The organism is Streptomyces hyderabadensis (genome assembly GCF_020404845.1).
In the GTDB taxonomy this organism is placed as follows: Bacteria; Actinomycetota; Actinomycetes; order Streptomycetales; family Streptomycetaceae; genus Streptomyces; species Streptomyces hyderabadensis.
In genome coordinates this window covers 127,647-153,851 of sequence record NZ_JAIOJZ010000014.1, presented here as the reverse complement: position 1 = coordinate 153,851, position 26,205 = coordinate 127,647, and the positions used below count along the sequence as shown (strand labels likewise).

Genomic DNA, 26,205 nt, shown 5'->3' with positions numbered 1-26,205 from the left:
GGTCCAGGGCCGCTGCGACGTGATCGGCTGCTGTGGTGACGGCGCGCTGATCATCAGCGCGGTCCCGGCCTCGGAGACGGGCGCCGCCAACGGCCTCAACACGCTGATGCGGTCCATCGGTACGTCGGTGTCGAGCGCCGTCATCGGCCTTCGTCGAGGGGGTATCGGGCCACGTCACCGGCGGGTGCGGGCGACGGCGCGACGGACCAGTACACGTTGTAGCGCTGGTGGTGGATCTCGTGGAAGGGGCGCAGGGGCACCGGCCGGCCGTCCGCCAGGGCCGTGAACCGGGTGGGCTCGCCCGGCGTGCGGCGCAGGGTGTCGGGGCGGATGGCGGGCAGCGTCGCGAGCGGCGTGTCGCCGTAGCCGCCCGCCAGGACCAGCGGGCCGTACGACACCGCCTGCACCTGCGGGTTGTCGGGCGCGGGGCGCCAGACGGGGGCCCGGGGCAGGACGAGTTCGACGCGGTCCCCGGTCCGCCAGTGGCGGGTCACCGTCGCCCAGGTGCCCGGTTCGAGGCGGCCGCCGGCGCGCCGGCCGTTCACCGTCAGCTCGGCGCGGCCGTCGCTCGCCGCCAGCCAGCCGGGCACCCGGATCCGCAGCGAGAACCGGGCCGCTCCCCGGGTGACGGTCAGGCGGGTGCGGTCGCCGGTGGGCATGTCGGTCTCCTGGCGGAGTGTCACGCCCAGCTCATCCCAGTGCACTTCGGAGGGGATGAACAGGTTGACGTGGAGCGCGGGCCGGCGGGTGCCGGGGGTCCGGAAGTAGACCGTGTCGGCGAACTTGGTGTGCGTCTCCAGACCCGTGCCGTGGTCGCAGGAGAAGTTGTCGTAGTCGCCGCTGTAGCTGCCGGGCGCGGCACCGAGGCCGCCCTTCGGCTCGCGCCGTGAGCCCGCCCACAGCCCGGTGTAGTAGGTGACGAAGCCGTGCGCCGAGTCGGGGTCCTGCTCGGCGAGCATCTGGTTGTACAGCGTCCACTCGTAGTGGTCCAGGTACTCGGTGCGCTCCGGGTCGTGACGGAAGAGGTCCCGGCCGAGCTTGAGCATGTTGTAGCTGTTGCAGTTCTCGCAGGTGACTTCCGAGAGCCGGCCGGCGATCTCGTCCGGCGGGCCGAAGAGTTCCTTGTCGGAGTTGCCGCCGATGGCGTAGGAGTGGTGGCGTACGACGGTGGTCCAGAAGGTGTCGGCGATGTCCAGGTAGCGCCGGTCTCCGGTGGCCTCGTAGGCCGGGACGGCCCCGACCACCTTGGCGATCTCCGTGTTGGCGTGCCGTCCGGCGAGTTCGTCGCGGCCCGCGGCGAGCGGCGTGTACAGCTCGTCGTGGTCGAAGCGGCGGGCGGTGCGCAGGTGCACGGGGTCACCGGTCTCCAGATGGAGTCGGGCGAGGACGTCGTTCATGCCGCCGAACTCGACCTTCAGCACGCTCTGCATCCGCTCGCGCGAGAGCGGGGCGGTGCGGGCCTCGGTCCAGGCGGCCATCTCCAGAAGGACCTCGAACGCCTCCCCGTTCCCGCTGAGGCGGTACTGGTCGAGGAGCCCGGCCATGATCTTGTGCAGGGTGTAGTAGGGCGCCCAGGGCTTGCCCCCGGCTTCCAGCTGGTCGAAGACGGACTCCGGGAACGCGGAGAGGTATCCGCGGTGGAATCCGGCCGCCGGCGCCGCCCGCTGGCACTCGGCCAGTGCCGAGACGAGCAGGCGGGCCCGGTCCGCGTAGGCCCGCTCGCCGGTGCCCGCGTGGGCCTGGGCCAGGGCGCTGAGGAGGTGTCCGGTGGTGTGGCCGCGCAGTTGGACGTCGGGGGCCTCCCAGCCGCCGCAGGGTTCGGCCGAGGAGGGCAGGCCGACGTTGAGCCGGAAGGTGTGCAGCAGCCGGTCAAGGTCCACGAAGAGGAGGTAGGCGCAGGTGCGCCGCATGTTGGCGAGGAAGGGGCTGTCGAGGAGGCGCACGGCCGGGAGCGGGAAGGCGTCCAGCGCGGGGCGCGGGCGACGCGCGCCGGTCGTCCGCAGGGGCGTCGCGGCGGGGGTCGCCGGGGTCGGCGCGACGGGTGCGGAGGGCGCCGCCGCGGCGGATGCCGTGGGGATCGCGGTGGCGGCCGCGGCGGCCGACGCGGTGAACAGCACCTGGCGGCGGGAGGGGGCGGGTCTGCTGTGCGGTGCGGGCATGGTGCGGGCTCAGCTCCCTTCGATTGAATCGTTTTACTCGATTCGACGGAGACGCTAAGCGGCACCATCAGGAGCGTCAAGGGTTCTCACAAGAACCAGCTGACGCCCCATAATTCCCTGCTTATTCCCTTCGAAGCGCAAGCCTTCGGGCACCGAGCGGGCGCCGAGCGGGCATGACTCGGCGCGGACGGGCCTCGGCACCGTCCGCGCTCTTTGAATCGTTCAATCCCTTCGTTCAATCCGTTCTTCGGAGTCAGACCGCCTTCTGTGCGTACGGGACCAGCCGCACGGGTCCGGTCAGCCCGTACTCCTGGCGGGCGAGTCCTCCGAAGACCTCCGGGCGGCTCACCCGGAGCCGGTTGACGAGGGGCGTCGCGACCTCGATCTCGATGGTGTTCGTGCCCCGGCGCAGCAGCGGGCCCACGTCGACGACGGGGTCGAGCGGGTCGACCGGGTCGGCGTCGACACCGTTGACGCGGACCCGGCAGGTGTCGCCGACCCGCCCCAGCTCCAGGAGGGCTCCGTGGGCGGAACTCCAGCCGCCGGGGAGGGTGACCGTGGTGCGGTAGCGGCCGATGCCCGCGCAGTCCGCCAGTTCCGGGATGCTCGACCAGGGCAGCAGGGTGTCGAGCGTCAGGGTGTGGCGCACCTTCTCGGTCCGGGTCGGGCGGTCCCCGGGCCGCCAGTCCTCGACCTCGACGTGCCAGCGGCCCGGCTCGATCGGCGCCGGGACCGCGGGGAGGGTGGTGGTGACGGTCCGGCCCCGGGACAGCCGGGTGCGGTAGGTGCCGGCCGCCCCGGCCCGTACGGTGAGGCCGCGGGCGGTGAACAGCACCTCGTCGGCCTCCGAGGAGAGGGCGTGCGGGCGGTTGCCGTGCCGGTCGCCGAACAGTCCGGGGCGTCCCAGCGCGACGACGAGTGTCTGGCCCGGACGCAGGGCGACCCGGAAGGTCACGTCCTGGCCGTCCTGGGTGTACCGGCCCACCCGTACCACCCGGCCCGTCCAGGGGTCGAGGAGGTGGGGGACCGCGTCCCGGCCGTGGGTGCGGCGCAGGGTGACGTCGTGGTCGATCGCGGCCACGGGCGGCTTGACGGTCTCGGCGTGCTTGCCGTTGACCAGGTAGTAGTAGTCCGCATCGGCCGTGACACGGTGGGCGTTCAGGAGCGTCGAGGGTACGGAGTGCCGTACGTCCGGGGTGACGCCGAGCGCGGCGAGGGCGTCGCCGACCGCGGTCTTCTCGGTGACGCGGACGACGCCCGGCAGCGCGAGCAGGCGGGTGAGGACGTCGCGCAGCCGCTCGGTCTCGCCGGTCCTCGGCACGCCCGGTGTCAGCGCCTGGTCGAAGGCGCCCAGGAGCACCACCGGCAGCCCCGCCTCGGCGAATGCGAGGATCCTGCGGGCGTCGGCGAGGGCGAGGGTCGGGGTGGAGCCGTAGAAGAAGTCGCCCTCGACGAAGAGGGCCTTGTAGGCCGGTCCGCCGGGGGCGAGTCGGCCGCCGGAGACGGTGGCGTTCGGCAGGCCGAGGAGCGGGCCGCTGAGGAACTGGTGCGTCCAGCCGAGCGGCACACCGGTCGAGGTGAACCAGGAGGCGCCGATGCCGGTGGCCGTGTAGCCGGTCTGCCGGAAGACGGCCACGTCCGCACGGGCCCTGCCGGTCTGCAGCACCGCGTGCACGCGGCCGAGGTAGCCGGCGATGTCCCCGGCGTGCCGCCAGGTCGGCTGCCGCGGCCCCCACGATTCGCCGTACCCCGGCGCTCCGTTGTAGGGGCTGAAGGCGGCGAAGCCGGGCCATTCGGCCTCCGGGGCGACCGCGTACGAGAAGCCGTGCATCACCGTCTGGTTGACGCCCGCTGCGTAGGCCCCGCCCATGGTGCGCAGCACGCGGTCCCAGGTGGTGCTGTAGGCCGAGCCGTTGTAGGCGCCCGCCTCGCAGGAGAGCACGGTGTGCCCCGCCATGTCCCGGCCGCCGGCCAGGCACCGGTAGTCGTCCAGGTTCTTGAAGCCGAGGGACTCGCCCTCCGCGATGTCGAGGATCGCCGCGGTGGCGATGGCGTCGGTCTGCAGGCCGTAGGGCTGGGCGCGCAGGGTCATGCCGAGGGAGTGCGCCCAGTCCTTCAGCGCGCCCACGTGGTGCCGGTTGAACAGGTCGGAGACCGTGGCCCAGAAGTCGTGCCGGATCTGCCGGGTCAGCTGGGCCTCGAAGGCGAACACCTGGTTGCCGTCGTCGAGGACCAGGGCGGGCAGCCAGGGCAGCAGCGGCCGGCCCGTGCGCTGCTCGAAGGCCTCCGGCAGGCGCGCCGTCCAGACCAGGGCCTCGGACTCCAGTTCCACCGAGTCCTCGAAGAAGGCACCGCCCGCGGCCTTGAGCAGGCGTCGCAGTGAACCGGTGAGGACGTGCCGTTCCCAGTAGTCGGTGACGGCGGTGGTACCCGCCGCGGCGAGGTGGTCGACCACGAGGGCGGCGGGCGCGGAGTGCGGCCCCGATTCCGGTTGCTGTCCCGAGCCCCGCTGCCAGTAGGAGATCAGCACCCACTCGCCGTCCGCGGGCGCGGTCCAGGTCAGGCCGTCGTCGGTGACGGTGTCCGTGAGGTCGCGGACGCTGCCGGGATCGAGGCCGGTCTCCTTGCGGGTGGAGTGGGCGGGCTCGACGCGGGCGGCCTGCACCGCGAGCAGGCGCTGGGTGCGGACACCGGAGGCCGCCTCGTGGACGGGCGCGGGTACGGGCCCGCGGTAGGTGGTCCCGGCGGCCAGCGAAACGTGGCCGTGGGCGAGTTCCTGGGCGGCGGCCTCGTCGTCGGGGGTGACTCCGGGGACGGCCACGGGCCAGCTCGGGCCGAGGGTGAGGTCGACGGTCAGGCCGCGTCGCACCGCCCGGCGCAGGGCGGCCTCGACGCCCTCGCGCCAGGGTCTGCTGCCCCAGCCGTGGTGGGCGGTGTCCAGGAGCGACTTGTCCCGGATGCTGTGGTGGACGGCGGCGATCTCGGCTCCGCCGAAACCGGCGTCCGCGATCTGGTCGATCTCGCGGGCCACCTCGTCGGGGTCGACCAGGCCGTCCGGCCACCACCAGCGGAACTTCGGGCGCACCGATCGGGCGGGGTCGGTGAACCAACGGGCCGAGCCGGTGGCCCGGTCGGCGGCGGGGCCGGCGGGGAGCGCGGCGGCGCCGGGCGGGACGGCGACCGCGGTGGCGGTCCCCGCGGCCACGGCGGCGGCCAGCACCGCGCGTCGGGACATCCCGCCACGCTGCGAGACGAGTTCGTGCATGAGTGCGCCCCAGAGTTCGGAGGAGGAATTGTGTCGAGCTGAGCGGATTGAATCGTTTCAAAGCGTTCGAACGCGGGAACGGTAATCCGGCCCGATCATGGGGGTCAAGACATGTCGCACCGGTAACTTCCGTGCGCCGCGGCGCCGTCGCCTGCTTTCGGCGGCGCGGCACGGCCCCCGGGGCGAACCCGGCTTGACGGCACCGGATAGCATGCTCACGACTCCGGGGAAGGGCTCCGGAGAGGTGTGGTTTTCAGAGGTTGGGGGTCCGCATGGTCGCGGGTCGTGTGGTGCGTTTCGACAGTACGCGGGGCTACGGGTTCATCTCGCCGGACGACGGCGGTGAGGACATCTTCCTGCACGTGAACGATCTGCTCATTCCCGAGGAGTACGTACGCTCCGGGCTGGTCGTGGAGTTCGAGGTGGAGAGCGGTGAACGAGGGCTGAAGGCCTCGGGCATCCGGCTCCCCGAGGGAGAGCGGCACAAGCCCGCGCGGCGCCACCAGGAGGCCGCGCCCAGGGTCGCGATGTCCGACGAGAACGGCCAGCCGCTGTGCGACGTGCTGAGTACCGACGAGTACCGACGGGACGTCACGGAGTTGCTGCTGACCGCCAGCCCGCAGTTGACGGCGGAGCAGATCCTCACCATCCGCGGCGCGCTCCTGAAGTTCAGCGAGGGCCACGGCTGGATCGAGGACTGAGTCCGCGCCCCGCGTCGGCGATTCGGCCAGCCTCCCGTTCCGGGAGGCACGTTGCGCCCCACGGGTCCGTGCATCGGTCGGGCACCGGCACGCACGGTCTCCCGGGGGTGCGACGCCGGCTGCCGGGCGGTCACCGGCGTCCTTGCCGCCGCCCGGCCGCACGGCGCGGTGCCATACCCGCAACCGCTCGCCCGCGGGGACAAGCTCGCCGGCGCCTGACCGCCCGCCCAGATCCGGGCCCTCAGCGCGTACCGGCGACCAGTGCCTCCCCGAGCGGGGTGCGGCGGTAGAGCACGGACCGTCCGGAGCGGGCGCGGACGAGCAGTCCCGCGCCGCGCAGGATGGCGAGGTGGTCTCCTACCGCGCCGGGGGCCATGGCGAGGCTTCGGGCCAGGTGGCTGGTGCTGGCGGGGGCGTCCAGCGCCAGCAGCAACCGGGCTCGGGACCGGCCGACCAGAGCGGTCAGGGCGTCCGGTCGGGGGACGCTCTCCTGTTCGCCCCACAGGGCGGCGGTGCCGCGGGCACGGTAGATCAAGGTCCTGGGCCAGGGGTCTTCCGTGTGGGCGGCGATGTGCCCGACGACGGCCGAAGGGATCAGCAGGAGCCCGTCGCCGGCGAGGCGGACTGTTCCGCCTCGGAAGAAGCCGATCTCGATCCCGCCGGCGTGCCAGGCGATGCCCGGGTGCAGGCTCTCGATGGCCGTGGCCCAACCGTGTTCGCCGATCACGCCCACCCGGTGCACGACGTCGCGCTCGCAGACCGCGCGCAGTTGCGGCCAGTCCGCGGCGAGCAGCTCGTGCCACGCCTGGTCCATCGCCTCGGCGATCCTGGAGACGGCGTCGGTCGAGTCCAGCACTGCGCGCACGCGGGGATCACGGGCCAACGGGCCGGTCGCGGTGGCGGCGAATTCCTGGCGGGCCGCTTCCAGCGGTGTGGCCCGGATCGCGGCCAGGTCGTCCGCCCAGGTCTGGCCGAGGCCGCGCGGGGGCGGGGCGACGAAGTTCGGTCCGCCTTGCGGGGCCTGCAGAGCGAGGGCGGCGTCCAGCTCGGTCTCGCGGCGAAGCCGCCCCAAGGCCGGAAGGAGCCGGGAGGCCCAGGCCGGCGGCAGCGGCCGGCTCCGGCCGACGAGCGAGCGCAGCAGCAAGCAGAGGTCCAGCGCGGGCGACAGTGCGAAGCGGCTGCGCAGCAGGTCTTCGACGGAGACTTCGAAACGCAGCACCCCGCGATGCTACCGCGGCACGTCCGCTCCGATTCGTCCAGCGACGAATCATTGGTGAGCGGCGTGGGCGCACGGCGACGCTGCGCGTCATGACCCCTACCGCCGTACCCGCGCAGGCCGACCACCGTGCCACCTACCGGGAGGTGCTGGCCGAGCCGCGATTCCGGCTGCTCTTCTCCACCCGTGCTGTCGCGATCACTGCGGACGCGCTGCGGATCACCACGTTCTCGGCTCTGGTCTTCTCGGCCACCGGCTCCCCGCTGCTGAGCGCAGTGGCCTTCGGCATCGGCTTCATCCCGCAGTTGTTCGGCTCGCTGTTGCTGGGCTCCCTGGCCGACCGGCTGCCGCCCCGCGCGCTCATCACCGGCGGCTACGCCTTGACGTGCGCCGCCGCCCTGCTGATCGCCCTGGTGCGGATGCCGATCGCGGCAAGCCTCGGTGTCGTGGCGCTGGTCTCCCTCGTCACACCGTTGGTGCACGGCGCCTCGAGTCGGCTGGTCGCGCAGTCGCTGGAGGGTGACGCCTACGTACTGGGCCGTTCACTGAACAACATCGCGGCCTCCGGCGCGCAGTTGTTCGGTCTGGCGCTGGGAGGTGCGGCCGTCGCGGCACTCGGCCCGCACCGGGCGCTCGCGGTCGGCGCCGCCCTCTACCTCGGCTGCGCGCTCGCCGTCCGCATCGGGCTGCCCCGGCTGCGGCCGGCCGAATTCGGCGGCACACCCGGTAGCGCCGGGGGCGATGGCGGGGCCGTCCGGGCCAGCCTGCACGGTGCCGGGTTGCTGCTGCGCGGACAGACGGTGCGACGGCTGATGCTGGCCCAGTGGCTGCCGCCCGCGTTCGTAGCGGGCGCGGAGGGCCTCATCGTCGCCTACACGGGGGAACGCCACTTCGCGCCCGGCTGGTACGCGGTGCTGATGGGCTGTCTGCCGGTCGGCATGGTGGTCGGTGACCTGCTGGTGGGCCGGCTGCTGCGGCCGCCTACCCGGGAGCGACTGGTGGTCCCGCTGATTGCGCTGATGGGACTGCCGCTGGTCGGCTTCGCCGCCGAGCCCGGCGTGGGCGTCTCGTCATGTCTGCTGCTCGTCTGCGGCTTCGGATTCGCCTCCGGTCTCGGCCTGCAACGGCCGTTCCTGGACGCCCTGCCGCAGGATGGGCAGGGCCAGGCCTTCGGCCTGCTCGGCTCCGGCAGCATGACGCTTCAGGGCGTCGGGCCGGCCTGCTTCGGATCGGTGGCCGCGGGGCTCGGAACAGGCGGCGCAATCGCCCTGGCGGGCGGCGCGGCGTTGCTCACCGCCGGCTGGGTTCTCACCTGGCGCGCGTCCACCTCTCCGGCCGCCGTGCCGAACTGCTCTACGAGATCGGGGAACGGCACCGAACAGCATGCGCGTAGCTCTCCTGTGGAGTAGCCGTCGCAGGCCGGGTCGGTCGCGAACCGTCACGCATCCCCCGCCCCACGCCTCCCTGACAGACAGTCGGTCCCGATGGCTCCTGGTGTGCGGAGTTGATCGCGGCAGCCGCCGGGGAGCGGTAGTGCGAGGCTCGGTCCCCTCCCGTCCCTGCCGCGATCGCGCTTGGTCACGGGGCGGTGAGGGCCTCGGTGGTCTCCGGTTCGTCCGCGTCCGCGGGGGCCGTCGTCCCGGGCCCGCGCAGCACGACGTAGACGAAGAGGACGCCCATGACGGCCACGCCCACCCACATGGCCTGCTGCCAGCCGTCGACGAACGACTGCCGGGCGGCGTGCAGCAGGTCCGGCGCGTGCGGGCCGGCGCTGCCCGCGGCCTCGACGGCGTTGGCCACGCCCTCCCGGGCGGTGTCCGCCGGTCCCTGGGGGATGCCGTCCAGCCGTCCGTCGACGGCGCCGCGGTAGCCGTTGGCCACCAGCGCACCCAGCAGGGCGACACCGAGTGCGGTGCCGAACTCGCGGGTGACGTCGTTGAGTGCGGATGCGACGCCCTGCTTCCCGCGCGGCAGGGAGCCGGTGATCGCCTCGGTGGACGGGGTCATCGACAGGCCCATGCCGACGCCCATGGCCAGCATGCCGGGCAGGACGGTCGGGTATCCGTCGTCCACGGAGACGAACAGGGCCATGAGCGCGAGGCCGGCACCGGCCAGGGCGATGCCCAGGGCCATGGTCGCGCGGGAGCCGACGCGTGCGGCGAGCACGGGGGCCAGGCCGGAGGTCGCCATCATCATGACGGCCATGGGCATCAGCGCCACCGTGGACAGCAGGCCCGAAAAGCCGAGTACGGCCTGGAAGTACGGGAAGAGGACCACGGCGATGCCCGCCTGGACGCCGAAGACCACCAGGAGGGTGATCGAGCCGCCCGCCAGGCCGCGCTCGCGGAACAGGCGCACATCCAGCAGCGAGGCGTCGCGGCGGTGCAGTTCCCAGGCGACGAAGCCGGCGGCGGCGATGACCCCGACGACGAGGCCGGTCAGGGTCACCGGGGCGGTCCAGCCGCGTTCGGGGCCTTCCTGCAGGACGAAGATGAGGCCGGTCACGGCGACCGTGGAGACCACCGCTCCGGTCGTGTCGAACCGGTGGGCCGGAATCTCGCGGGAGTTGGGGACCGACTTCAGGGCCAGGGCCAGGGCGACGAGGACCAGGACCACGGGGAGGACGAACTGCAGGCGCCAGTCGGCGACGTCGACGAGGAGGGCGGAGAGGAACATGCCCAGGATGCCGCCGCCTCCGGCGACGCCGGTCCACACGCCGATCGCCTTGCCCCGCTGCTCCTCGGGAAAGGTGGAGGAGATGACGGCGAGGGTCACGGGCATGATCATCGCGGCGCCCGCACCGCCGGCCACCCGGGCGGCGAGCATGACCTCGGCCGAGGGCGCCAGTCCCGCGACGACGCTCGCGGCGCCGAAGACGCCCAGCCCGGCGACGAGCATGGGTTTGCGTCCCAGGCGGTCGCCGACGGCGCCGAGCGGGAGCAGCAGCGCGGCCAGGGCGAGGGTGTAGATGTTGATGATCCACAGGACGGTGCTCTGGGAGGCGCCGAACTCGACGGCCATGTGGGTCTGGGCGACGTTCAGACCGGACACCGAGGCGATGACGGCCATCAGCGCGACGGAGACGGCGATCAGGATCGTGCGCAGCTGACGCGCGTCTGGGGTGTTCCCCGCGCCGGCCTCGGCGGCCGGTAGGGGTGGGCTGGTACGCATGGGTTCCTTTCGCAGGGCATGCCGCCGCCCGACGGGAGGTGGGGGTGTCGGGGAGCGCGGCTCGACTGCGTCCGACGCTAAGCCCGCATTGCACCAGAGGCATACGATGTTGCCCATGACGCAAGAAGATGGAGATCTGGACAGCCTCGTACGCAAGCGCATCCGCGCCCTGCGGGTCGCGCAGGGCTGGTCCCTGGAGGAGCTGGCCACCCGCGCCAACCTCAGCCAGTCCTCGCTGAGCCGCATCGAGAACGGCCGGCGCCGCCTCGCCCTGGACCAGCTGGTCACGCTTGCCCGCGCCCTGGACACCACCTTGGACCAGCTCGTGGAGACCGCCGACGACGACGTCATCACCAGTCCGATGATCGACAGCACGCACGGTCTGATGCGCTGGCCCGTGAAGGGGGATCCCGGCATGACCGTGGTGCGCCAGCGCCTGACCCAGCCGCCTCCCGAGAACCCGGCCCGCATGCGCGCCCACCCGGGGCGCGAATGGCTCGTGGTCCTGTCCGGCACGGCGGTCCTCATGCTCGGCCACCGCCGTCTCCGCGTCGAGACCCATCAGGCCGCCGAGTTCCCCACGATGATGCCGCACGCGATCGGCACCGCGGGCGGGCCCTGCGAGATCCTGGGCATCTTCGACCGCGACGCCCGCCGCGGCCACCAGCGTGAGGGCGAGGAGCGCGACGCCCGGGACACGGGCGAGTGACCGCGAGGGGCGTCAGGCCCCGGCGGGCAGGGCGTGCGCGAGCAGGATCTCGGCCGCGGACCGCGCGTGCCGGCCGTAGTCGGCGTCGTCCAGCACCATGGCGCGGCTGGCGGCTCCGTCCGCGAGCGTGACCAGTTGCTCGGCGAGCACGGCGGGCCGCTCGCAGCCCAGCTCGGTCAGCAGCGCCGCGACCAGCCGCGCCATCCGCAGCTTCTGTTCGCGGGCATAGGAGTGGACGGCGCTGTCCGGGTCGGGGAACTCGGCCGCGGCATCGATGAACGGGCACCCGCGTACCGGCGCCCCGTCGGGCGCGGGCACGTCGAACAGCCCGAGGATCCGCTCCCGCGGCGGCACGTCGTCGCGGGTCAGCACGCTTTCGAGCGTGGCGCCCGAGGAGGCGAGGTCCTCCAGGTGCGCGATCACCAGGTCGCCCTTGGTCCGGAAGTGGGCGTAGAGGGTGCGCTTGGACACCGGCGCCGCTTCCGCGACCTGTTCCATGCCGGTCGCGTTGATCCCCTGGGTCGCGAAGAGGTGGGCGGCGGCCGTGAGGATGCGTTCCCGTCCGCCGCGCCCGCGCGCCGGGGCTGTCGTGGTCGCACTCATGGGGTGAGTATACGCCTGCGTTTACTTCCACCGGAAAGGGCTGGTAGGGTCCGCCAGGTAAACGGTTGTGTTTACCTGAGACGCCCGTCGAGGAGGAATCCATGAGCCTGTCGGTCCACACCGAGCTGAGTGACGCCGCGGAGCGGCTGATACGCGGCCGGCGCGCGACCCGCGCGTTCCGTCCGGAAGCCGTGCCCGAGGACACGATCCGTGCGGTCTTCTCGCTGGCGGGCGCCGCACCGTCCAACTCCAACGCACAGCCGTGGCGGGTGGAGGTGGTCAGCGGCCCCGCCCGCGAGCGGCTGGCGGACGCGCTGCAGGCGGCTCACGCCGCGAACCGCACCTCGGTCGACTTCCCGTACTCCGACGACATGTACTCCGAGGTGCAGCAGGCGCGCCGGGCGGCCTTCGGCGCCGGGCTGTACGGAGCCCTGGGCATCGGTCCGGACGACCTGGCGTCGCGGGCCGCCTACAACGCGGAGAGCCTGCGTTTCTACGGCGCACCGCACGCCGCCTTCCTGTTCGTCGCCGGGGACGGCGGACCCCGGCTGGCCTCGGATGTCGGCGCCTACCTGCAGACCCTCCTGCTGGCGATGACCGCCTACGGCGTGGCGAGCTGCCCGCAGGGGCTGCTGAGCTTCTACGCCGACACGGTCCGCGCCGAACTGGGCGTCGGCGAGGGGCGGCTGCTCGTGGGCGTCTCCTTCGGCTACGCCGACGAGACCGCTCCGGTGAACCGGGTCACGGCCGGGCGGGCCGCGCTCGACGAGGTCACGACCTTCCACGGCTGAGCCTCGGACCGGCGGCCGCCGCGCGCCGTGGCGGCCTCCGGCGAGCAGGGCGCGAACCGCTACTCGATCAGCGCGTCCGCGGCGATGACCACCAGCCCGAGCAGCATGTCCAGGAGCCCCGCGCGGCACGAGGACAGCCGGCCGAGCCCTGCGGCGCGGGCCGCGGAGGTGCCCAGGGCGAAGAGCAGGACGGTGTTCAGCACCAGGGCCGTGCCGGCGGCCGTGTCCTCCGCCCACCACCCGCCCGCGGCGGCGAGCAGCATCACCACGGTCGGCAGCACCGCGGCGATCAGCGGCCACTCGGCGAGCACCGCCCGCAGCCTGCTGCTCGCCCCCGCGGCCCCGTCGCCGGACGCGCGCTGGGCGATCACGTGCGCGTAGCCGTGGGCGGCGCCCGAGGTCAGCGCCGTGAGCAGCACCCACAGCGCGTCCTGGCCGGGGTTGGCCTCCCCGCCCGGCACGTCCAGCGCGGCCACCAGGGCGCTGGCCAGGACCAGGCCGTAGATGCCCTTGAACAGCCACCGCTCCGGCCGGCGCCGCAGGATTCCCTTCGGCGCGGCGCCCTCGGCGGGACAGGATCCGGCATGCGCGGGCATTCAGGACAGCCAGTCGGTGTACCGGGTGGTGGCCAGTCGGGCGTTCAGGTCGGTGAGGACGTCTCCCTCGACCGCCGCGAACATGCCTGCGGTCGGGTCGGTGACGACCGTGCGCCCGTCGCCCTTGCGGGAGAGGGTGAGGCGGCCCAGGTCGTCCAGCGGGAACACCTCCGGTCCGCCGATGTTGCGGATGCCGTTCAGCGGGGTGCCCGCGGCGACTTCCGCCACCGCGGCCGCCACGTCCTTCGCGGCGATGGGCTGGATCGGCGTGGCGGGCAGCCGGACGGAGCTGTCGTCCGCGGTCCAGGACAGGACGGCCGCCATGAACTCCATGAACTGGGTGGCGCGCACGATCGAGTACGGCACGGGCCCGCCGCGCAGGAGGTCCTCCTGGAGGAGCTTGGCACGGTAGTAGGCCAGCTGCGGCACCCGGTCGACGCCGACGATCGAGAGGATCACGAAGTGACCGGTTCCGGCCCGCTGTGCCGCCGTGAGGAGGTTGTCCATCGATGCCCGGAAGAAGTCGGGCGAGGCGTCGTCGAAGGTCGGGGAGTTCGTCAGGTTGACGACGACGCCGGCTCCCTCGACCGCCCGGTCCACGCCCTCGCCGCTGACGACGTCCACTCCGGTGGACAGCGAGTGCGGCACCGCCCGGTGTCCGGCCGCGTCCAGGTGCTCCACGACCTGCGAGCCGATCAGTCCCGTACCGCCGATGACCGCGATCTCCACGGTGCGCCTCGCTTCCTGCCGTTGCCGTGCGGTTCCGTAACCACTGTGTCGGTACGCGCGCGGGACGGCGCCCTGGGCGCCCCGAAGGGATGACGGCACGCCCGGCACCGGACTGCCGGACGGAAGTGTGCGGGTGGTTCTCGGCGCGGATGTCGTTCATCGCGAACGGGGCGCGCTCCGGAAGGGGTTCGGCCTCGGCACGCCATCGGACGGCGCGGATCTCGATCGTCCGCCCATGCCCGAGGGCGGCGTCAGGCGGCGCAGTCCGGGCAGATGCCGCGGTAGGTCACTTCGGCCTCCAGGACGGTGAAGCCGAAGGACTGGGCGGCCGGGAGGTTCGCGAGGGGGTCGCCCGTCGGGTGCACGTCGCGGATGGAGCCGCAGCGCGCGCAGAGCAGGTGATGGTGGGGGCGGTGCGCGTTCGGGTCGTAGCGCTTGGCGCGGCCGTCGGTCGACACCTCGAGGACCTCGCCCCGGTGCACCAGTTCACGCAGTGTGTTGTAGACCGTCGCCCGGGAGATCTCGGGCAGTCGCTCCGCCGCCCGGGCGTGCACCTCGTCGGCGGTCAGGTGCACGTGGTCTCCGTCGAGGACCTCGGCGACCACGCGCCGCTGCGCGGTCAGGCGCCAGCCGCGTTCGCGAAGCCGCTCCAGGAGATCACTCATGCGCAGCACCCTAGCAGGGTTCCGCATCAACTCAAGAGCGGATATCGCTCTAGATGGCTCCTTGCCTTAGATCCTGTCCAATGTAGGGTGGTGCCCGCGAAGAACCACACCGAGGAGCATGCCTTGCCTGAGAACAACCAGAAGCCGCTGACCACGGTTGCCGGTGCACCGGTTCCCGACAACCAGAACTCCCTGACGTCCGGCCCGCGCGGTCCGATGCTGCTGCAGGATGTGTGGTTCCTGGAGAAGCTCGCCCACTTCGACCGCGAGGTCATTCCGGAGCGCCGGATGCACGCCAAGGGCTCGGGCGCGTTCGGCACCTTCACGGTGACCCACGACATCACCCGGTACACCAGCGCCAAGATCTTCTCCGAGGTCGGCAAGAAGACCGAGCTGTTCACCCGGTTCTCCACGGTGGCCGGCGAGCGCGGTGCCGCCGACGCCGAGCGTGACATCCGCGGCTTCGCCGTGAAGTTCTACACGGAGGAGGGCAACTGGGACCTGGTCGGCAACAACACCCCCGTCTTCTTCTTCCGCGACCCGCTGAAGTTCCCGGACCTCAACCACGCGGTGAAGCGCGACCCGCGCACCAACCTGCGCAACGCGGAGAACAACTGGGACTTCTGGACCAACCTCCCGGAGGCCCTGCACCAGGTCACCATCGTGATGTCGGACCGCGGCATCCCGGCCTCCTACCGGCACATGCACGGCTTCGGTTCGCACACCTACAGCCTGATCAACGCCGAGGGCGAGCGGTTCTGGGTCAAGTTCCACCACCGCACCCAGCAGGGCATCAAGAACCTCACCGACGCCGAGGCCGAGGCCCTGGTCGGCAAGGACCGCGAGTCCCACCAGCGCGACCTCTTCGACGCGATCGAGAACGGCGACTTCCCGAAGTGGAAGCTGTTCATCCAGGTCATGCCGGAGGCGGACGCCGAGAACTACCGCTTCCACCCCTTCGACCTCACCAAGGTCTGGTCGAAGAAGGACTACCCGCTGATCGAGGTCGGCGAGTGGGAGCTCAACCGCAACCCCGACAACTACTTCGCGGACGTCGAGCAGGCCGCCTTCAGCCCGGCCAACGTGGTCCCGGGCATCAGCTTCTCCCCCGACCGGATGCTGCAGGGCCGGCTCTTCTCCTACGGTGACGCCCAGCGCTACCGCCTCGGCGTCAACCACCACCAGATCCCCGTCAACGCCCCGAAGAACCCGGTGAACTCCTACCACCGCGACGGCGGCATGCGCGTCGACGGCAACCAGGGAGCCACCCCGGGCATCGAGCCCAACTCCTACGGGCGCTGGCAGGAGCAGCCCGCCTACCGCGAGCCGAGCCAGGCCGTGGGTGCCGTCGCCGACCGGTTCAATTACCGTGAGGACGACGACAACTACTTCGAGCAGCCCGGCAACCTGTTCCGGCAGATGAGCCCGGAGCAGCAGCAGGTTCTCTTCGAGAACACGGCGCGCGCGATCAACGGTGCCTCCCAGCAGACGATCGAGCGGCACATCGCCAACTGCACCCAGGCCGACCCGGCCTACGGTCAGGGCGTCCGCAAGGCGATCGAGGCCCTGGCCGCCGGCAACCTCTGACCCGGCCGCTCAGCGGTCACCAGGACGCGCGGTACGCGCAACGCACCCGCACCGGTGTGGGCACATCCCAGTGGCCGCGCCGGTGCGGGTGCACTGCCATGGAGAAACGATGGACATGCACAACAGCGGCGGGCTGACTCCCGAGCAGACGGAGCGGGTCGTGGCCCTGGCCATGGACCTGGCCCGGGAGGGCCGCACCGAACAGTTGGTGGAGTTCGTGGCCCACGGACTGCCGGTGGACGTACGCGATCCGGCGGGCAACACCCTTCTCATGCTCGCCGCGTACCACGGTCACGCCGACACCGTGGAGACCCTGATCCGGCACGGCGCCGATCCCGACCTCCGCAACGACCGCGACCAGTCCCCTGTCGCCGGTGCCCTCTTCAAGGGCGCCGACGACGTCGTGACCGTGCTGCTCCGGGCCGGCGCGGACCTGGACTCCGGTACGCCGACCGCACGGGCCGCCGCGGCCATGTTCGGCCGGGCCCACCTCCTCGCGGGCTGATCCCCCGGCCCCGCCGGGCGGGGTCCCGGCCCCGCCCCCGATCCCGCCTGCGCATGGCCTGAACCAGCGGTGCGCGAGCACCCGTACAGCGGCAGAATCACGGTGACGCGCGACGGTCCAGGGTGCGCTGTGACGGGAAGCGACTCCTGGGTTTTCACAGGTTGCTTGATCAACTCCCAAAGCATGAGCACGAATTACACACATCCCCTCTACACCGTGGCCCCGATGGTCTAGATTGACCGTGCTTCGGCCGTTCAGGCACGAGGCGACCGGTAATGATCTTTAGGTCCGGGGCAGGGGGGTCTGCTGCTGTCACTGTGCATTGCACGTATTGCTGTGACATAGCCGGAACGTTGTGCGCGGGCAGGCCGGGGGGCCGCCCGTGGGGAGGAACAGCGCGGCGCGGGAGGCGGGGGCCTCCCGAGGGGGAGGAACAGTGCTAGGCGAACACGTCGAACCACTGGGGACCTGGGGGGTTCTGTGCGGCAAGGGGGATTGGTCAGCCCATTTCCGTCTGCACGCGGGCAGCTGGCGGACGGGGCCGTCAGCCGGTCGGCGAGCGACTGGGAGCAGCGGTACCGCCGTACCGTGATCACCAGCGATACCGTGGCCACCGCCATCGTAGTGGCGGGTATCGGGAATTTCTTCGGGGTCCGGGACGCGGCCAACTGGCACGAGAAATGGGGAATTCTCGCGTTCGGCACCGAGCTGCTGGTGCTGGGCGCCCTCGCGGTGAGCCGGTCGTGGGCGCCGGCCGTACTCGGCCAGGGTGCCGAGGAATTCCGCCGGCTCGGACGTTCGCTGTTCATGGCTACCGTCGTGCTGGCGCTCGGCGGCATCGCCCTCACCTCGCGCAACATCAAACTGTGGATCTTCGTCGCCGTTCCCGCGATCGCGATCGTCACGATGATCTCGCGCTATGCGCTGCGCGTGCGGCTGCACCGGCAGCGCAAGGCGGGCCGGTGCCTGCGGCCGGTGCTCGCCGCCGGCAGCCCGGCCACCGTGCGCGACCTGATCGCCCGGACCCGGAGGTTCCCGCACCTGGGCTGGCGGGTGGACGCGGTCTGCACCACGGTCGGCCCCGGGCCGGAGGCTGACCAGCTGGACGGAGTGCCGGTCGTCGGCCCGCTGGAGGACGTCGCCCATCACGTCCGCCGCGACGGCTACCGGGTCGTCGCGGTCACCCCGGACCCGCACTGGTCACCGCACCGGTTGCAGCGGCTGGCGTGGAACCTCGAGGGCAGCGACGCCGAGATGGTCGTGGCCCCCGTGCTGATGGAGGTGGCCGGCCCGCGGCTGCACGTCGACGCGGTGCTCGGGATCCCGCTGCTGCGGGTCAGCATGCCGGCCTTCACCGGCGGCCGCCGGGCCGTCAAGGCGGTGGTCGACCGGCTGGGCGCCGCGATCCTGCTGACGCTGTTCGCGCCCCTGATGGTGTTCGTCGCACTGCTCATCCTGGTGGACAGCCGGGGCGGGGCGTTCTACCGCCAGCGCAGGGTCGGCAAGGACGGCCGCGAGTTCACGATTCTCAAGTTCCGCACCATGGTCGCCGGGGCCGACCGGGCCCGTGCCGCGCTGGCCGACCGCAACGAGGGCGCGGGACTGCTGTTCAAGCTCCGCCGGGACCCACGGGTGACCCGGGTGGGGGCCGTGCTGCGCCGGTACTCCATCGACGAGCTGCCGCAGCTGTTCAACGTACTCACCGGATCGATGTCGCTCGTCGGGCCGCGGCCTCCGCTGCCGGAGGAGTCCGCGGCATACGGCCCGGACATCCGAAGACGGCTGCTGGTCAAGCCCGGGCTCACCGGCCTGTGGCAGATCAGCGGACGCAGCGACCTGCCGTGGGAGGAGGCGGTCCGGCTCGACCTGCGGTACGTGGAGGACTGGTCGCTCGCGCTGGACACAGTGATCTTGTGGAAGACGCTGCGGGCGGTCCTCCACGGACAGGGGGCGTACTGATGCGCGGGGGCCGCCGGGCCGACGCGCGGATCGCAGGCCGTCGGGGTCTGCCTGGGGGGAGGAACGGGTCATGAGGGTGAGCGTTTTCGGCCTCGGCTACGTGGGCTGCGTGTCGGCCGCGTGTCTGGCCGGCATGGGACACGAGGTCATCGGGGTGGACGTGAACCAGGTGAAGGTCGACCTGGTCAACGACGGCAAGGCCCCGGTGGTCGAGGAGCGGATCGGCGAACTGATCGCCGAGGTCGTGGACAGCGGGGCGCTGCGCGCCACCACAGACGTCCGCGAGGCGATCATGGGGAGCGAGATGTCCCTGATCTGCGTGGGCACGCCGTCGGAGCCCAACGGCAGCCTGTGCACCACGTACTTGGAGCGGGTCACCGAGGAGATCGGCGCCGCCCTGGCGGAGCGCGGCGGGAGCGGCGGGCGGCACACCGTGGTGTTCCGCAGCACCATGCTCCCGGGCACCTGCACGAACCTGCTGGTGCCGATCCTGGAGAAGTACGTCGGCGGCACCGCCGGGGTGGACTTCGGGGTCGCGGTCAATCCGGAGTTCCTGCGCGAGGGCACGAGTGTGCGGGACTTCTTCGACCCGCCGAAGACGGTCATCGGCGAACTCGACGCGGCGAGCGGCGACGCGGTGGCGGCGCTGTACGGCGACCTGCCCGGCGAGGTGTTCCGGGTGCCGGTCGCGACGGCCGAGGCGATCAAGTACGCGGACAACGCCTTCCACGGCCTCAAGATCGGCTTCGCGAACGAGCTGGGCGCGGTGTGCCAGGCGCTCGGGGTGGACTCGCACCAGGTGATGGACGTCTTCCTGGCCGACCGCAAGCTGAACATCAGCCCCGCCTACCTGCGGCCCGGCTTCGCCTTCGGCGGCTCCTGCCTGCCCAAGGACCTGCGCAGCCTGGTCCACGCGGCGCAGCGGGCCGACGTGTCGGTGCCCATCCTCTCCCATGTGCTGCCCTCCAACTCCGCCCATCTGGAGCGCGCGGTGGAGCTGGTGGAGCGCGCCGGGAAGCGCCGGGTCGGGCTGTTCGGGCTGTCCTTCAAGCCCGGCACCGACGACCTCCGGGAGAGCCCGCTCGTCGAGCTGGCCGAGCGCCTCTTCGGCAAGGGCTACGACCTCAGGATCCACGACGCCAACGTGAGCCTGTCCCGGCTGCTCGGCGCGAACCGCGAGTACGTCGAGACCCGGCTGCCGCACCTCGCCCAGCTGCTCGCGGACTCCGTCGACGAGGTCCTGGAGCACGCCGAGGTGTGCCTGGTCGGGACCAGGGACCCGGCCGTGCTTGCGGCGCTGCCCCACGGCGGCGAGCCGCTGCTGATCGACCTCGTCCACCTTCCCGACGCCGACGCGCGCCGGGCCGAACCGGGGTACGTGGGCCTTGCTTGGTGACACGACGTCCGGTGACACGCCGCGCGGCGGCGGCACCGGCGACCGGCCGGGACGGCGCGCGCTGATCCTGGTGGAGAACCTGTCGGTGCCCTTCGACCGGCGGGTGTGGCAGGAGTGCACGACCCTGCGCGACGCGGGCTGGGAGGTGCACGTCATCTGTCCCCGCGGCACCAAGCGGGACACGGAACGGGAAGCGGTCGTCGACGGGGTGCGCATCCACCGCTACCCGTTGCGCGCGGCCACCGGGGGTCCGGCCGGCTACCTGCGGGAGTACGGCGCGGCGCTGTGGCACACGGCCCGGCTGGCCCGCAGGGTCGGGCCGGTCCACGTGGTCCACGCCTGCAACCCGCCCGACCTGCTGTTCCTGCCGGCCCTGTGGCTCAAGCGGCGCGGCGCGCGGTTCGTCTTCGACCAGCACGACCTGATACCGGAGCTGTACCTCTCCCGGTTCGGCCGCGGCAAGGACCTGCTCTACCGCGCCGTGTGCGCGCTGGAACGGCTCACCTACCGGACCGCGGACATCGTGCTCGCCACCAACGAGAGCTACAAGGACGTGGCGGTACGCCGGGGCGGCCGGCACCCGGACGACGTGTTCGTGGTGCGCAGCGCGCCCGCGACCGACCGTTTCCAGCCGGTGCCCGCCGAACCGGGGTTGAAGCGGGGCAAGCCCCATCTGCTGTGCTACCTCGGCGTCATGGGCCCCCAGGACGGCGTCGACTACGCCCTGCGGGCCCTGGCGAAGCTGCGCGACGAGGTCGGGCGGAGCGACTGGCACGCCGTGTTCGTCGGCTCCGGTGACGCCTTCGACGCGATGGTGGAGCTGTCCCGGTCGCTGGGGCTCGCCGATCAGGTGCAGTTCACCGGGCGCATCCCGGACGCCGACCTGGTGCGCTACCTGTCGACGGCGGACGTGTGCCTCTCCCCCGACCCGCGCAATCCGCTCAACGACGTGTCGACCATGAACAAGGTCCTGGAGTACATGGCGATGGGCCGGCCGATCGTCTCCTTCGACCTCCGGGAGGCGCGCGTCTCCGCCGGTGACGCCGCCCTCTACGCCCCCGCCAACGACGAGTCCGCGTTCGCGCGGCTCGTCGCCCGGTTGCTGGACGACCCGGACGAGCGCGCCCGGATGGGCAAGATGGGCCAGGAGCGTGTCAACGGGCAGCTCTCCTGGCGCAATTCGCAGCAGGCGCTGCTCGCCGCGTACGCCGCCGCCTGCCGCAACCGCACTTCGGTGCCGGCGCGCGCCCGGGGCGCAGCGGGCATCGCGTCGAAGATCACAGCAGGGATCAAGGCAGGGAGAAGGCCGCGCCGTTGAGCGATGACACGATACGCCTGGTCACGGTCGGGCGAATACTCCGGCGGCGCCGGCGGCTGCTCGCCGTCCTCGTCGTGGTGGGCGCACTGGTCGGCTACGGCGTCTCGGTGCTCTTCCCGCCGCGCTACACGGCGTCCGCGTCGGTCCTGCTGCCGGGGCAGTGGGAGGAGCGCGAGCTGATCACCCAGGTGGACGTCGCCACCAGTTCGTCGGTGATCGACCGGGCGGGCGAGGCACTCGGCTGGAGCGGGGTCAGCGACAGCGAGCTGCGCGACCGGGTGAGCGCCGAGGCCGCCGACGGGAACATCATCAAGATCTCCGGGACGTCCGACACCCCGGAGCGTGCGCAGCGGCTCTCCGACGAAGTGGCCCAGCAGTTCGTGACGTTCGCGGCACGGATCGCGAGCGGCAGCACCGATCCCGACGAGGCCGCGGGGCCGGAGGCGCTGCGGGAGCAGGTGAAGCGGACCAACCAGCGCATCACCGACCTGGCCAACGCGGCCGATCCCGGGCAGACCGTGGAGAGCGTGCAGGCCCGCACCGAGCTGGAGAAGCTGCGCAGCACGCTGCAGGAGGCCATGCAGAAGCTGGAGGAGGCCGGCCCGGCGAACAACAGGGCCGGCATGGTCGTCATGGGACCGGCGGCCCGGCCGACCGGTGAGGCCCCGCCGACCAGGCTGCAGCTCGTCGGCGGCGGCGCGCTGCTGTTCCTCGTGCTCTCGGTCGTCGGACACCTCGCCGCGGCGCGGGTGAACCGGCGGCTGCGGGCCGAATCCGAGATCGCCGCGGCGCTGCGCGCGGCGCTGCTGGGCACCGTGGACGTGCCCGGTGACCGGCGCTCCCACCGGCCGAAGGCACGCGGCGCGCGGGCCCGGCTCCGGCGGCTGCTGGGCACCGACGTCCGGTGGGACCTGCCGGCCCCGCAGTCCTCCGGCGACGAGGCCGGGCGGCGGATCCGCTACCGGCGCATCTGCGCGCGCCTGCGGGAACGGCTGCCGGCCGCCCGGCGGCTGCTGGTCGTCGTACCGGACGACGACCTGGTCGCCCGCCGGGCCGCGGAGCGGCTCGCCGCCGAGGCCGGGGGCGAGCCGCAGCTGCGGGTGGTGGAGGTCTCGGTGCCCCGGCCGTTGGTGCCGGACCGCGACACCGAGTCGGGTGTCCTGGTCGTGCTCGGCGCGGGCAGCCGCACCGCGGAGGAACTCGCCGGCCTCGCCGAGGCGTGCGCGGACGGCGGGCACGACGTCGTCGGCGTCGTCGTCGCCGGCGCGGTCCGGGCCCGCTCGACGGAGCCGGCCGGCCGCCCTCCGGAGCACGCCACCGAGGCGGCACCGGTGCCCGAGAACGCGACAGGAGGTGCCGCATGACGACGAGTACGACTGCGCAGTCGTCCTCCTCCGCCCCGCTGCTGGATCTTCAGGCCCTGGTCGTGGCGGTGCGCAGGCGGCGGCGCCTGTGGGCGTCCCTGGCCCTGCTGGGCCTGCTGGCCGGCGCGGCGGTGGCGGTCCTGCTGCCGCCCCGTCCCGCCGCGGTGACCAAGGTGCTGGTCGCGCACAAGGACGACCAGCCGAACGACACCGGAACGCTGATCCGCACCGATGTCGAGCTGCTGGACACCACGCGGATCGCCGCCGAGGCCCTGCGCTCCCTCGGCTCCCGGGAGAACCCGGAAGACTTCATGAAGGACTACCGGGGCACCGGACTGACCAACAACCTGCTGCAGATCGACGTCACGGGGGACAGCGAGGCGGAAGCGGTGGCCCGGGCCAAGGCCCTGGCCGAGACGTTCGTCGCGGACCACGTGCGGCGGATGCGGGAAGCCGCGGAGGCCGAGTCCAAGTCCCTGCTGGACCAGCGCGACCGGATGCGCAAGGAGCTGGCCGAGGTCAACAGGTCGATCGGGGACCGCTCGCCGGACGACGAACCGAAGGCGTCGGCCAGCATCGAGTCGCTCTTCGCCCGCCGGGCCGAGCTGGACTCGCGGATCGCGGAGTTCGACCAGCGGGCCGCGGAGGCGCTCACCGGCACACCCGAGGTCGTCGCCGGCACGCAGATCGTGGACGCCCCGCACGCGGTGCGGCACTCCTTGCCCAGGGCCGTGGCGACCGACGCCGGGATCGGGCTGGTCCTCGGGCTCGTCGTCGGGCTCGCGCTGGCCGCGGTCGGCGCGGTGGTGGCGGACCGCCCGGTGCTGCGCCGGGAGATCGCCGCGAACCTGGGCGCCTCGGTCCTCGCCGAGCTGCGCCACGGGCCGCGCGGGTCGGCCCGGTCGTGGCAGCGCCGGCGGACCCGGGCGGCCCGCGAACGGCTCACCGCCACCCTGGCGCGCCTCGTGCGCCGCTCCGCGGAACCGGTGTCGCTGCTGGAACTGGGCTGTGCGCGCGGCGCCGGGGTGATCGCCCTGGACGTCGCCGGGGCGCTGGAGGCGGACGGGCCCGTGGTGGTCGTCGACGCGCTGCCCGGCACGGACCTCGCGGGGGCCGCCCGCCGGAAGTCCGGCGGCCCGACCGTGCTGCGCGGCGAGCGTGCCGCGTCCGAGCCGCACCACGTCCGCCGGATCGGGGTCGGCTCGGTGGCGCCCGGTACGGCGTGGACCGACCTGCATCACCTCGGCAGCCGGACGGTGCTCGTGGTGCGGGCGGGGCACGGCAGCGCCGCGTGGCTGCACACCGTGGCGCGGCAGCTCGCGGACCAGCGCATCACGGTGATCGGGGTGGTCCTGATCGACCCCGATCCGCGTGACCGGACCGACGGCACGCTGTGGGACGGTCCGCACGCCGCCGCGCCACGCGGCCGCGACGAATCCCCCAAGCGGCACAACGGGACGGGGCGGCTCCGGACGGAACGGCCGGTGATCCCGGCCGCGACGGTCCCGGACAGCGATCAGGAGGCTCGGTAGCACATGTGCGGCATCGCAGGCACCTACCACTGGCCGGACGGCAAGGCCGTGACCGACCGGCTCACCGACGTCCTCGCCCACCGGGGCCCGGACGGGGCGGGCCGTTACAGTCACCGCGCGGGGGACGGCGAGGTGCAGCTCGGGCACCGCAGGCTGGCCATCATCGACCTGTCCGGGACCGGCGCCCAGCCGATGGTCGCGGACGGCCTCGCCCTGACCTACAACGGCGAGCTGTACAACGCGCCCGAACTCCGGGCCGAGCTGGAGTCCGCCGGGGTGCGCTTTCGCGGTACCTCCGACACCGAGGTGGTCCTGGAGGCCTGGCGGCGCTGGGGCACGGACTGTCTGGCCCGGCTGCGCGGCATGTTCGCGTTCGCGGTCTTCGACGAGCGCACCGGTGAACTGGTCCTCGCCCGCGACCAGCTCGGCATCAAGCCGCTGTTCCTGCTCCGGCGCGGCGGGGGCCTGGTGTTCGCCTCCGAGCTGAAGGCGCTCGCCGCCGTGTCCGGCGGGAAGCTGGAGGTGGACCACGGGGCGCTGGTGGCCTCGCTGCTGTACTACTGGGTGCCGGACTCGCGCTGTGCCTTCCGCGAGGCGGAGAAGCTGCCGCCGGGGAGCTGGCTGCGCTGCCGTCCCGACGGCCGGGTGGAGCGCGGCAGGTTCTGGAACCTGAAGGACGTCGCCGCCGAGGGCCGGGAGCGGGCCCTGGCCGGCGAGCAGCCGGATCTGGCCGCCGTCGTCGAGGAGTCGACCCGCCGCCACCTGCTGTCCGACGTGCCGGTGGCGACGTTCCTCTCCGGCGGGCTGGACTCCAGCTATCTGACCGCGCTGGCGGCCCGCGACCGGCCCGGCATCTGCGCCTACACCATCGGCTTCCGGGCCGAGGACGCCAGGTTCGAGGCCATGCCCGACGACCTGCGCTACGCCCGGCAGGTGGCCGAGCGGTTCGGCGTCGACCTGCGCGAGATCGAGATCGCCCCGGACGTGCTGGACCTGCTGCCGCGGATGACGTACCACCTGGACGAGCCGATCGGCGACCCCGCGGCGATCAACACCTTCCTGATCTGCTCGGCCGCCCGGGAGGCCGGGGTCAAGGTGATGCTGTCGGGGATGGGGGCCGACGAGCTGTTCGCCGGTTACCGCAAGCACCTGGCCAACACGCTGGCGCTGCGCTACCAGCGCGTCCCGCGGCCGCTGCGGCGCGGGCTGTCCGCGGCCGTGGACCGGCTGCCGGTCGCGACCAGCCGCCGGGGCTACCGGTCGGTGCGCTTCGCGAAGCGGTTCCTGTCCTTCGCGGACCTGCCGGAGGAGACGGCCTTCCGGCGCAGCTACACGATGTACGACCGGGGGGAGCTGCTCGCCCTGATCGATCCGGACCTGGCGGGGACGGTCGGGGAGGTGCTGACCGAGCACGCGGACGTCTACCGGGACAACGGGCTGGACGACTTCGTGAACCGGATGTGCCTGGCCGACGCCCGGATGTTCCTGCCGGGCCTGAACCTCGCCTACACGGACCGCTCCAGCATGGCCGCCTCGACCGAGGTGCGGGTGCCGTACGTGGACGTCGAGGTGGTGAAGGCGGCGTTCGCCGTCCCCGGTGACCGCAAGATCGTCGGACGGCAGGGCAAGGCCGTCCTGAAGGAGGCGGCCACGTCAATCCTGCCCCGGGAGATCGTGTACCGGCCCAAGGGCCTGTTCAGCGCCCCGCTGCGGGCCTGGATGAGCCGGGATCTGGCGCCGCTGGTGCGCGAGGTGGTGAACGACGGCGAGCTGGTGCGGTCCGGCTTCCTGCGCCGTGACGCGCTGCGGCGGCTCGTGGCCGAGGACGCCGCCGGGCAGCGGGACTTCTCCAAGCACCTGTGGCACGTGCTGACCCTCGAGTACTGGTACCGCGGCGCGACCTCGGGGGCCGACCACGACGTCCCGTCGAGCGCGTAGC

At 72.6% G+C, this 26,205-nt stretch carries 20 protein-coding genes and 1 pseudogene; 13 read left to right on the top strand and 8 right to left on the bottom strand.

What is annotated here, in order from left to right:
• Positions 1–286, top strand: a 286-nt coding sequence (locus K7854_RS37795; protein ID WP_372481030.1) for a hypothetical protein, incomplete at its 5' end; no start/stop codon positions are given.
• Positions 287–458: 172 nt separating this feature from the next.
• Here K7854_RS37795 and K7854_RS13790 read toward each other — a convergent pair.
• Positions 459–2,159: pseudogene (locus K7854_RS13790) on the bottom strand (glycoside hydrolase family 127 protein); the annotation flags it as partial.
• Between the two features lie 253 nt (positions 2,160–2,412).
• A complete protein-coding gene (locus K7854_RS13785) occupies positions 2,413–5,424 on the bottom strand; it encodes a glycosyl hydrolase (protein WP_226026755.1) in 3,012 nt (1,003 codons plus the stop codon).
• A 272-nt stretch (positions 5,425–5,696) separates the two neighbouring features.
• Between K7854_RS13785 and K7854_RS13780 the strand changes: the two genes are divergently transcribed.
• Complete coding sequence (locus K7854_RS13780; protein WP_226026754.1) at positions 5,697–6,125, top strand: cold-shock protein; 429 nt, start codon at positions 5,697–5,699, stop codon at positions 6,123–6,125.
• Between the two features lie 241 nt (positions 6,126–6,366).
• Here K7854_RS13780 and K7854_RS13775 read toward each other — a convergent pair whose 3' ends face one another.
• Positions 6,367–7,344, bottom strand: coding sequence for an ArsR/SmtB family transcription factor (locus K7854_RS13775; RefSeq protein WP_226026753.1), 978 nt, complete (start codon positions 7,342–7,344; stop codon positions 6,367–6,369).
• A gap of 89 nt (positions 7,345–7,433) precedes the next feature.
• Here K7854_RS13775 and K7854_RS13770 point away from each other — a divergent pair, with 89 nt between their 5' ends.
• A complete protein-coding gene (locus K7854_RS13770; protein ID WP_226026752.1) occupies positions 7,434–8,750 on the top strand; it encodes an MFS transporter in 1,317 nt (438 codons plus the stop codon).
• A gap of 169 nt (positions 8,751–8,919) precedes the next feature.
• Here the strand turns inward: K7854_RS13770 and K7854_RS13765 are convergent, their stop codons facing one another.
• Complete coding sequence (locus K7854_RS13765) at positions 8,920–10,512, bottom strand: MFS transporter (protein ID WP_226026751.1); 1,593 nt, start codon at positions 10,510–10,512, stop codon at positions 8,920–8,922.
• A gap of 106 nt (positions 10,513–10,618) precedes the next feature.
• Here K7854_RS13765 and K7854_RS13760 point away from each other — a divergent pair, with 106 nt between their 5' ends.
• Positions 10,619–11,221, top strand: coding sequence for a helix-turn-helix domain-containing protein (locus K7854_RS13760; RefSeq protein ID WP_226026750.1), 603 nt, complete (start codon positions 10,619–10,621; stop codon positions 11,219–11,221).
• 12 nt (positions 11,222–11,233) lie between these two features.
• Here K7854_RS13760 and K7854_RS13755 read toward each other — a convergent pair whose 3' ends face one another.
• On the bottom strand, positions 11,234–11,824 hold the full coding sequence (locus K7854_RS13755) for a TetR/AcrR family transcriptional regulator (RefSeq protein ID WP_226026749.1): 591 nt from the start codon (positions 11,822–11,824) through the stop codon (positions 11,234–11,236).
• Positions 11,825–11,925: 101 nt separating this feature from the next.
• Here K7854_RS13755 and K7854_RS13750 point away from each other — a divergent pair, with 101 nt between their 5' ends.
• Complete coding sequence (locus K7854_RS13750; protein ID WP_226026748.1) at positions 11,926–12,615, top strand: nitroreductase; 690 nt, start codon at positions 11,926–11,928, stop codon at positions 12,613–12,615.
• Between the two features lie 59 nt (positions 12,616–12,674).
• Here K7854_RS13750 and K7854_RS13745 read toward each other — a convergent pair whose 3' ends face one another.
• The 3 genes from K7854_RS13745 to K7854_RS13735 form a co-directional block, all read right to left on the bottom strand.
• Positions 12,675–13,211: a hypothetical protein gene (locus tag K7854_RS13745; protein ID WP_226026747.1), complete on the bottom strand. Its 537-nt coding sequence runs from the start codon at positions 13,209–13,211 to the stop codon at positions 12,675–12,677.
• Positions 13,212–13,940 (bottom strand): SDR family oxidoreductase, encoded by a 729-nt coding sequence (locus K7854_RS13740; RefSeq protein WP_226026746.1) that lies wholly within the window; start codon positions 13,938–13,940, stop codon positions 13,212–13,214.
• A 251-nt stretch (positions 13,941–14,191) separates the two neighbouring features.
• Positions 14,192–14,605 (bottom strand): Fur family transcriptional regulator, encoded by a 414-nt coding sequence (locus K7854_RS13735; RefSeq protein WP_226026745.1) that lies wholly within the window; start codon positions 14,603–14,605, stop codon positions 14,192–14,194.
• Positions 14,606–14,728: 123 nt separating this feature from the next.
• Here K7854_RS13735 and K7854_RS13730 point away from each other — a divergent pair, with 123 nt between their 5' ends.
• From K7854_RS13730 to asnB, 8 genes are all read left to right on the top strand, one after another.
• Positions 14,729–16,192 (top strand): catalase, encoded by a 1,464-nt coding sequence (locus tag K7854_RS13730; protein WP_226026744.1) that lies wholly within the window; start codon positions 14,729–14,731, stop codon positions 16,190–16,192.
• A gap of 109 nt (positions 16,193–16,301) precedes the next feature.
• Positions 16,302–16,697 (top strand): ankyrin repeat domain-containing protein, encoded by a 396-nt coding sequence (locus tag K7854_RS13725; protein ID WP_226026743.1) that lies wholly within the window; start codon positions 16,302–16,304, stop codon positions 16,695–16,697.
• Positions 16,698–17,177: 480 nt separating this feature from the next.
• A complete protein-coding gene (locus tag K7854_RS13720; RefSeq protein ID WP_226026742.1) occupies positions 17,178–18,656 on the top strand; it encodes a sugar transferase in 1,479 nt (492 codons plus the stop codon).
• 70 nt (positions 18,657–18,726) lie between these two features.
• Positions 18,727–20,052 (top strand): nucleotide sugar dehydrogenase, encoded by a 1,326-nt coding sequence (locus K7854_RS13715; RefSeq protein WP_226026741.1) that lies wholly within the window; start codon positions 18,727–18,729, stop codon positions 20,050–20,052.
• Positions 20,042–21,370, top strand: a complete 1,329-nt coding sequence (locus K7854_RS13710) for a glycosyltransferase family 4 protein (RefSeq protein ID WP_226026740.1) — start codon at positions 20,042–20,044, stop codon at positions 21,368–21,370. Before K7854_RS13715 ends, K7854_RS13710 begins: the two co-directional genes overlap by 11 nt.
• Entirely contained in the window at positions 21,367–22,734 is a 1,368-nt protein-coding gene (locus tag K7854_RS13705; protein WP_226026739.1) for a Wzz/FepE/Etk N-terminal domain-containing protein, read from the top strand. The genes K7854_RS13710 and K7854_RS13705 overlap by 4 nt, the downstream gene beginning before the upstream one ends.
• A complete protein-coding gene (locus tag K7854_RS13700) occupies positions 22,731–24,266 on the top strand; it encodes a Wzz/FepE/Etk N-terminal domain-containing protein (RefSeq protein WP_226026738.1) in 1,536 nt (511 codons plus the stop codon). Before K7854_RS13705 ends, K7854_RS13700 begins: the two co-directional genes overlap by 4 nt.
• Before the next feature lie 3 nt (positions 24,267–24,269).
• Entirely contained in the window at positions 24,270–26,204 is a 1,935-nt protein-coding gene (asnB, locus tag K7854_RS13695; protein WP_226026737.1) for an asparagine synthase (glutamine-hydrolyzing), read from the top strand.
• Position 26,205 lies beyond the last annotated feature (1 nt).